Genomic DNA, 9,279 nt, shown 5'->3' with positions numbered 1-9,279 from the left:
ACCGAGGGAATACCGGAGCCGACGGATAACACTAACTTAGAGATAAAAGCTGTCTGAATATAACGGGTCAAGATCACCTGGAATGGGTGGAGGACTTTTTGCTCTTAAAACATCATCACCAATCTCGACAATTGTCTATATACTCATTGCTCATGTTATCTTCGCTACTGCTCAATATCTTCTGGCCTTGTCTCTAATCTGAAGTTGATACATCCTGTAGCCCCCCTGAATTTAGTCTTACAGAGCAATAGAGTTCTCTGGTTAAAATAAAACCAGCGGAGGACCATCATGGAGGAAGCGCGTTTCACTGAAACTCAGATCCTGCGGGTTCTGAAAGAAGTTGAAGACGGTCGGCATGTGAAGGATGTGTGCCGGTAGCTGCCAACTTCGGTGACAGCTACCGTTGGGAATACGCTAACAAATATGGCAATTACAATGAAGTTCTGGTGTTACAGTGATCACTTATCAACAGGATGAAATTTGAGGCTGATATACATGGAAAGATGGTTACGCTATGGAAGGAGTGGAAAAATTACCTGATTTAACGCTGGATTTCAATCTAACCCCTAATAGCGATAAAAAGAATTTACAAAGCCTTTAAACTGCATTGGTTATAACAGGTAAACCAGCCGTTCGCCATTCACTAATGCCATTTTGATAAATGTAAGCATTAATTCCTTTCCCATTCAATACAGAAACTGCTTGCGAAGATAAAATGCAGTAAATCCCTCTACAATATACGATTACATCAGTTTTCCCATAATAAGAAGATGCCCATTCATTAATTTTATCAATCGGAACGGAAATTGCGCCAGGTATGTGGAAATTACAGAACTCGTCTTTAGGCCTAACGTCAACTATAACAGCATCTTTTGATTCAAACCGTTGAATAAACTCTCCCAGAGATATGTTTGGCAATAGCCTCTGGTAAGTATCGCCTTCTCCAAAGTGGATATGCACTGGTATTTTTTTTAAATTATCAAGAAGCAACATCACTGAATCATCAGATATACGATAAAACACATTTTTTCCTTCTTTCCTGCTTTTTACTATACCTGATGATTTTAAAATTTGCAGGTGCGCGGATACTGAGGTTATCCCAGCATCAAGAATCGTTGACATAAGCTCAACTGACTTCTCTCCATGATAGAGAAGCTCTATGAGCTGTAATCTGCGACCATTACTGAATGCTTTAGCAATTTCAGCAATTTTTTCAAAGTGTTCATTATTGAGTTCTGAGTTCATACCAGCCTCCTAACCTGGCATAGGATAACATCTTTATCATTTGTACGCACGTGAATAACCAAGATTTGGCTGACATCGGAAAGTCGTTCAAGATGGGTCCTGCAAAAAAATCAAATGTATTCATATGGATTATAGATAAAAAGATCAATCAACTCGTTAACCTATAGCCACCCTTTGCCAGAAACAGAACATAACCTGATATTGCACTACATTAGCTGTTAGCTGTCCCTCTTAGAGAAGTTCAATTTAGATATAGCCTGATACAGAAATTGCTTGCTCGTTCACTAAAAATACCGGATGCGTTGGCCGCGTGCGTCCAGATCTGTGCGAGGGGGAGTCGGTAACAGCTATTCCTACCGCAACCGGGACGGTCATCTAACCTGTCAAAAAGGGGGGGGGAATGGCGTCCGACCCATAAGAATAGTGGAATAGCGAGCAATTGGGCTGCAATGCAAAAAATGATGGTTACGGCGAGTGATCGATCATAGAAAAGGCCTATAGCCGCACTGCCAATAAACCAGAAAATACCATAACCTGCGATAAATAGCCCAAATGCAGCAGCACGGTGTTGTTTTGGCACCATAGGTGTTACAGCCGCAGGAATAATCGATTCATGTACTCCCATTCCCATTCCCCAGACAATCGTCCCCAGCAGCGCTAATTTATAGCCCCCAAGAAAAACGAGAGGAGCGAACAGTGAAGTTAATAACGTCAGGACGATTAGTACATTAAAGCCGTAGCGATCAAACAGTCGTCCAAATAATAAAGACGAACCGCCACTGACCGCCATTGCCACGGAATAAAAAATGGCAATCCATTGCGTTGGCATAGCATCTTTATGGTTGAAATGATAAGCCAGCAGGGGGTAATCAGCAAATCCCATGGCCACTAGACAAGCACCGGTTAAATAAATCCAGAATATGCTGGGAAAATGAGCCTTGCCTGCTGCAAGTGCTGTTTCCTTGTCCAATTCTTGCGGTTGAGGATACAACCGGTAAGCTATCAATACAAAAGTAATATTAAGGCACGCCGGCGCAAGCAATACAATAAAGGCAAACTGATAATTGTCACCAAATGAAAGTACACCCGCCATCAGTAACGGACCAAACATGGCTCCCAATTGATCACAGGCTTCATGAATGCCGAAAGTCCAACCGTAGCCACCGATATTTTTAGCCGCATAAGATAGCATGACGTCGCGGGGAGGATTGCGGATAGCGCGCCCTATCCGTTCTAGGATGATGAAAATAACCGCACTTTGCCAACAGTGGGTTAGCGCTAACAAGGGTACGGCAGTCATCTGCACGACATAACCGGTAATCGTCGTTGGCCAGAAATGGCCCGTCGTGTCCACAAAGCGCCCAGAGAAATAGCGTATTGCATAACCCATCAACTCGCCAAACCCGGTTACCATACCGATGATCAAGGCACTGGCTTGCATGGAAGCCAAAAACGGTCCCAGGATGCTTCGCGAACCCTCGTGCGTAAGATCGGCAAAAAAACTGAGCACCCCAATAAGTAATACAAACCGCATCGCCACTCGGCTATTAATAGTGATGCGTTCCGCAAAAGTTGGCTTCATAAATGGCATGAACGCAAGCCCTTAGCCTTAGTCGCTACACTTTAATGTTTTATTTGGTAAATCCTACAAAGTAGGACGCCGCAAAGAGGACAACCAACTGGATAAGTGTAACGATAGGCGCATAAGTTGTAAATCAAAAACGACCTCCATAGGATATAGAAAGTCAGTTTACAATCAAAAATTATTATAGATAGTTAGCTTGGTATACACAACTTCTCAATCGAAAGAACCTTATAATAGGCTTCACAATCCAGTTGAAAGATAACTGGATAATTGATAGTTGGACAAGATGAAACACCATTATCTTGTATTGGAGTTATGTTAAAACTGCATAGAGTGCAATCCTCTCGTTATCTGGTGAATACCATGTCCATAATCCAATACCCTGATTGGGGCTGGGCCATCCTCAGCACGGGCGTTGTCCTGGGATCCTTTTTCTGATTAGCCTCTGGTGGGCACGCTTATCAATGACTGACTCACGAAGCAAACCTGGATGAATATGGCCACACAGGTCTTGCGTTTTACGCGGGTGGTCGAGATCTATACCGGACATCACCACGATAGATACGCTACTGGACGGAGCGACATTGCCGTTTTGGACGTTACGTCAGATTGTGATGATTATCACCGACGGCATGGGTGGCTATATTTGGACCGCCGACATCGTCATAGGGACGCTGGGCAGTTGAACTGTGCCGCTAGCGACCTTTGACGTCAGCGCGACGCAGGAGAGCATATCGCCGTGTTGCCGACCACGGAAGAACTGGGGACGACCCAGTTACGTGATCTTTGTCAATTTATTGAATTAAGGAATAATTTTCAAGTATGCTGCCATGCGTTGGCAGATGCGCCCTGGGCGATTGCCTGAAGCGCCTAGCTCAATCTCGGGATATCGCACTTCAATGCACCATCTGCTAGAATGCTGCAATACGGAATTTTTATTCTAACAGGACAAACAATGACCGAAACTCCCAACCAGTTTGACATGTTGCATAACGAAATTTATATCCGGTATGACACATTGAGCAAACGTTTGAAACAAGTGGCCAGGTATGTTTTGGATAACCCTGATAGCGTCGCGTTGGATACCATCGCCACTATTGCCAATCACGCCGAAGTTCCCCCCTCGACGTTGATTCGCTTTGCCAACGCCTTCAGTTTCAATGGTTTTAATGAAATGAAACAGATTTTTCGGCAACATATGCTAGAGGGGACGCCTAATTATACCGAACGGGCTAAACTTTTTCGGCAATCTTCTGAAAGCGAAGGGGGAAGACGTCCTGAAACGCCATCGGAGATCCTGAAAGTTTTTACCATGGTTAATTCCCAAGCGCTGCAAGGCTTGCCTTCCCAGATAAATGAATCGCTGCTTTCCCGTGCCATCGACTTGCTCAAAGATGCACAAAGCATTTATATCATCGGTCTCGGCCGGTCCTTTAGCGTCGCATGCTATCTCACCTATGCATTACGCCATACCGACAGAAAAACCTTTCTTATTGATGGGCTTGGTGGCATGTTTAACGAGCATCTGCGCATGGTGGGGGCTAAGGATGTAGTAATTTCAATCAGTTTTTACCCGTATGCCAAAGAGACGCTGGAATTGGTGGATCTTGGCGCTAAAAATGGGGCGAAACAGATAGCCATAACCGATAGCCAGGTCAGTCCGCTAGCGGCGTTTAGCGAGGTCTCATTTGTTATTCGGGAAGCCCAGGTGGATGGCTTCCGCTCTCAGGTGGCGTCCATGTGTCTGGCGCAAACCCTAGCGGTTTCTTTAGCTTTGAGTAACTCGGAGGAAGAAGCTAAATAATAGCCAATGGAAACACATCATGCAAAAAAAGCAGCCTGCCGCCAGGCTGCCGGTCTCAATAATGGTGTAGTTCTCAATAACGGTGTTGTCGAAGCTTAAATAAGTGATCCTAATATCGCTACACTTTTGCCAGTCCATGCTTGCCACCCGGGAACGGACTGACCGTTATCATAAAGTGGCGTACCTTTTTCAACAGTTGCCACATTGACCGGCGCTGATGATTTCGGGTGATAGTGTCGTGCAGCGCCTGCCACAGGCGTTCAACATGATTCACCCACGGTGAATAGACCGGCTGGTAAATGACTCTGAACTTCGGGTTTTGCTTCAGCCAGCACTGCGTTTCTCTGCTCTTATGAATAATGTAGTTATCAACGATGAGTGTGATGGTTTTGGCCCGCCGGTAAGTCGCTTTCAGGTGTTTCAACAGGTTTATGAACAACACCGAACTTTTACTGCTGCCACCCACGTAACTGACCCGGCCTGTGCCGCTGTGCAGTGCCCCCGCCAGATAGTATTTTTCGTTCTGGCCCGGCGTGACAACACGTTTCTACTGTCCCCGTCTCTGCCAGTCTGCGCCGATTTTGGGATTGAGATGGATATCCACCTCATCTTCGTAAAACACCGGATGTGCATGGCTGCACTGTGCCAGTGCTGTGTTTATCGCCACCATCTTTTCATCTTTGTGCGGGTCACGGATCCGCAGTGTAGGCGCGGCTCTGCGCCACACCAGACCGGCGGCAGGTAACCAGCATCGCACGGTAGAAGCATGCAGGCAGCAGCCTGTTATCTCTCTGATTTTATTGCCATCAGCTCCGTGCTCCATCGTGAGCGCTGATAGACAAAGTCACCTGGCGTGTGCTTTACCAACTCACGTAAAAGCGCGCAGATATGCTCAAAAGGCCAGCGACGCCCACGTCCAGGAGAAAGTGATTTCAGACCGTCGATGCCATAAAGGGTAAACCCGTTAATCCAGCGCCCGACGGATGAACGGGCACAGCAGAGCGTTCTAGCGACATCGCTGACCCGGTCACCCCGATGCAACATCAGCACGGGGGTCAGTCTACGGGCATGATTTTTATCCCGGGTTTGGTGAATCGTTTTCTGCATAAGGCGTCGTTCGGTACGAGGTATGGGTGCTATGATCGGCATCGCTCAGTCCGGTTGGTGATTTGTTTCTTTTTAGCGATTGATCAGATCGTACAATCCGGGCTGGGTTCCCTTCTGATCTACTATTTGGAACACTTATTTAGGGTGTGTCCCGTAACTATTTTTTGTACAATTAGTTCTATGATTTACCCACAAAAAGTCCTTTAATTTGGCTCGTTACTTAAGCAAAATGAGAAGGCCAGTAAGGATGGATGCAGAAAACTCAATACTGGGTTGTATAAAAAACGCAATATCGTGGAGTGCTGCTTTGCAGCATTAAAAGAAAACCGCCGCATCGCAACACGCTCAGAAAAACAGCAAGAAATTATCTGAGTATGCTTAAACTGGGAGCGATCCGGTTATTTTTGAAGAGGTTGTTAAGTTAAGGGACACAGCCTAGTATTTTTAGCATGTCACAGAATTCTAACGTTCTCAAATATGAAAACCAAAATTATCAATAGAGTGAAAGTATCTAGATTATCCGTGGCGATTCACTTGATGGGTGAGAAAAAATCTTACCTGATTCATAAAATATAGCATGATGAGTTCCCCGCTCGGTAACTGTTGTTTAAATAGAACGTACAGGATTTCACCTTTATAAAGGAAAGTCGCCGCATTCTCACTCGCGGCGGGTAGATGGCGAAGAGTCATTCCTTGCTGGTAAAATGTAGCTCAATTAACTACGTTTTGGAGATTATTCTCTTGCATAAGATGGCCGAGCCTTCAATCTTAACGAATCTAAAATAGTGGGTAATACGGGATTATTATTATCTTTACGCCATAATAAGTACAAATTACTACGAAGTTCAGGATCTAAATCAAATTCTCTAAATATTATATTAGGGAAAGAAACGATACGGCTACACGCGGGGACCAGAGCTATACCTAATCCACTATTCACCATGGCCAAAATAGTTACGCTAGTTTCAAACGAATATACAATCTTAGGACGAATTTTATTTCGTCGTAGCGCTATAGCTATCATATCATGGAACGGGCGCCAGCCAGATGATGAATAAGTGATCAGACCATAATGTGTCAAACTAGTGGCTGATAAATCTTCTACTTCAGCTAAAGGGTGGGAAGCCGGGATAGCCAATATGAACGGCTCGCTAACTAGCAATTCACTCACAAAATCTTCTATAAAAGGAGGATCCCGAACTATTCCCAGGTCCATGCGATGTAACTGAAGCCCATTGATTTGAGCAGGTGTTGGCATTTCTTTCAAATTAAAAACAATATGAGGATATCTTTCCTTCACACTTTGAATGACCTTTGGCAGAAAATCATAAACAGCACTCGCAACAAAGCTAATCGATATGTTCCCCATTTCACCAAATGCGATCTGTTTCACAGTTTGAACAGCAAAATCCGCTTGTTCGATAACGTGTATCGCTTCACGGAGAAATGCCTGACCGGCGACAGTGAGTGTAACCGAACGTGTGGAACGATCAAATAGCCGCACCCCGATTTGATGCTCAAGTACTTGAATTTGCCTAGTTAATGGTGGCTGGGTCATATTGAGTTTGTGCGCTGCTCGCCGAAAACTTAATTCATTTGCCACGACAATAAAGCAACGTAATTGTCCTAATTCAAACATTGATTTCCCCTCAGTAATAAATGATACCTTTTTTGGATTAGACAATAAAAACTTTGACGACCATCATAATATATATATCAGCAAAGTATGAGTTCATAAGTCTCATATTAACAAAAATTTGAGGTTTATGTCACATTTTTGAGTTAACAGAAAGGTGTAATCAAAGATGAACCCTTCCCAATCAGATAACTATAACACAAAAAAAATTCTCACTGATACTGATAAAGTAAACCACGAATGCATCACAAAAATTTATCTATCTTCTGTAAATGTGCTTTTAAAAAAAACGGTAAGTAATGCAACAATTTTAACGGGAAAACAAAAAGAATTATCGGCGGTTTCTCTGTTAAAAGCGGAAATTGGGACTGGGCATGGATTAAAAGGGTTAGGTTTTACCACTCCCCCACGCGTTCGGAAAGTAGCGCAATTCGTTTTGGCGTGTGAAGTTGTCCCGGCTATTCTCGGCAAGGACCACTGTAATATTGCCAAATTATGGATGAAATTAGTCTGGGCATCGGCCTCCGTTGGCAGAAGTGGTCTATCAGCCCAAGCCATCGCCACCATCAATACCATGCGCCGGCACTTAACATCAAAACAAGCCGGATTGACCCTGGCAAAACAACCAGATTCGTTACACGATGCGGTTCCTTGCGACAATACTTCTGGCGGATATCTGCAAGCTTCCATGGAAGAAATGATGGGCGCGGCGGACAGGTCGCTTGAAAGGGGTATGAGTGGGATCAAAATAACGGCGGGACATCCTGATCGTCAAGAAGATGTTCTCCAGACCGCGGCTAGTTGGTCTTATGTTGGTGAGGGAAATGCGTTATTGAGTGGCGCGAACCCGTATTCAATGAAAAAATTGCGATTAGCCAGGGTAAAATGCATGTTACTGGCCGACCTGTATTGAGACTGACTCTTCATGAAAAAATTAACCACTGGAAACGTGATAGTATTGTTATAGAAAATAAATATAATCAGAATGAAATCCGAGGACGTTGCATATTCTCAGCGCGTTTTATGCTCTCAGCACGACATTATTTTAAGTTTCTCATTAATTACGCTTTGGCAAGCGCGACTGATTATGACATAGTGGCTATTTTGCACGTAAGTAATCTGAAGATAGTTATAATAAAAATAAGGTTAAACACTTACTCTGACCCCTAATAGGAAACAATCATGTCTCATATAAATACTGGAAATTATATTGGCCATTGTCGATATTGGGCACTGGTTTGTATCACGCTGCTATTAACATTGAGCATAGGCGACCGCGCAACACTCTCAGTCGCCGGCCCGCATATGCAAAAAGATTTAGGTTTGGATGCAATTCAATTAGGTTGGCTTTTTTCAATTTTTGGCTGGTCATACGCCGTAGGACACGCACCCGCAGGGTGGATTTCCGATAAATTAGGCATTAAGAAGACCATTATCGGTGCACTCTTGTTATGGTCGCTACTTACCATATTTATGGGATTTGTTAATTTGTTAAGTTATATTTTTTTGGCATTATTGATTTTGCGCTTTTTGCTGGGTTTTATGGAATCACCTGTAGCACCCAGTTCAGGTAGAGTGTTGGCTGCCTGGTTCCCATCGCAAGACAGAGGTAAAGCAGGCGCGATATTCAATTGTGCCCAATACCTGTCTCTTGTGATTTTTACGCCATTTATGGGCTGGCTAGATTATCTATTCGGTTGGGAACATATCTTCTGGGTCATGGGTGGGCTGGGTATTTGCGTGGTATTTTTCATTCAAAAAATACTCTACCTGCCCACAACGCATCCGACCATTACTGGCGCCGAATTTGAGTATATCAAAAAGGGCGGCGGTATTGTTGAAATGGACAGTACTGAAGAAAGAGAACGTATTAAGAAAAAAATACCACCGATTATCAATTGA

The 9,279-nt window shown here is 44.1% G+C and carries 6 protein-coding genes and 2 pseudogenes; 4 read left to right on the top strand and 4 right to left on the bottom strand.

The genetic code is table 11. The features are described 5' to 3' along the window. Positions 1 to 288: 288 nt before the first annotated feature. Positions 289 to 375, top strand: a pseudogene (locus FCN80_RS23010) (transposase); the annotation flags it as partial. 222 nt (positions 376 to 597) lie between these two features. Here the strand turns inward: FCN80_RS23010 and FCN80_RS23005 are convergent. Then, positions 598 to 1,245, bottom strand: a complete 648-nt coding sequence (locus tag FCN80_RS23005) for an ArsR/SmtB family transcription factor (protein WP_136992676.1) — start codon at positions 1,243 to 1,245, stop codon at positions 598 to 600. A 241-nt stretch (positions 1,246 to 1,486) separates the two neighbouring features. Next, a complete protein-coding gene (locus FCN80_RS23000) occupies positions 1,487 to 2,836 on the bottom strand; it encodes an MFS transporter (RefSeq protein ID WP_230492878.1) in 1,350 nt (449 codons plus the stop codon). Between the two features lie 949 nt (positions 2,837 to 3,785). Here FCN80_RS23000 and FCN80_RS22995 point away from each other — a divergent pair. After that, positions 3,786 to 4,634: a MurR/RpiR family transcriptional regulator gene (locus tag FCN80_RS22995; RefSeq protein ID WP_136992675.1), complete on the top strand. Its 849-nt coding sequence runs from the start codon at positions 3,786 to 3,788 to the stop codon at positions 4,632 to 4,634. A gap of 118 nt (positions 4,635 to 4,752) precedes the next feature. Here the strand turns inward: FCN80_RS22995 and FCN80_RS22990 are convergent. Next, positions 4,753 to 5,783, bottom strand: a pseudogene (locus FCN80_RS22990) (IS630 family transposase). 691 nt (positions 5,784 to 6,474) lie between these two features. After that, entirely contained in the window at positions 6,475 to 7,380 is a 906-nt protein-coding gene (locus FCN80_RS22980; protein WP_136992674.1) for a LysR family transcriptional regulator, read from the bottom strand. 166 nt (positions 7,381 to 7,546) lie between these two features. Here FCN80_RS22980 and FCN80_RS22975 point away from each other — a divergent pair, with 166 nt between their 5' ends. Both FCN80_RS22975 and FCN80_RS22970 read left to right on the top strand, forming a co-directional pair. Beyond that, positions 7,547 to 8,290: an enolase-like domain-containing protein gene (locus FCN80_RS22975; protein WP_136992673.1), complete on the top strand. Its 744-nt coding sequence runs from the start codon at positions 7,547 to 7,549 to the stop codon at positions 8,288 to 8,290. A gap of 269 nt (positions 8,291 to 8,559) precedes the next feature. Then, positions 8,560 to 9,279 (top strand): MFS transporter, encoded by a 720-nt coding sequence (locus FCN80_RS22970; RefSeq protein WP_306767922.1) that lies wholly within the window; start codon positions 8,560 to 8,562, stop codon positions 9,277 to 9,279.

Origin of the sequence: Martelella alba (assembly GCF_005217455.1) — a bacterium.
In the GTDB taxonomy this organism is placed as follows: domain Bacteria; phylum Pseudomonadota; class Gammaproteobacteria; order Enterobacterales; family Enterobacteriaceae; genus Acerihabitans.
Note: the sequence above shows the minus strand (reverse complement) of the source record. Positions and strands in the feature narration are given on the sequence as shown.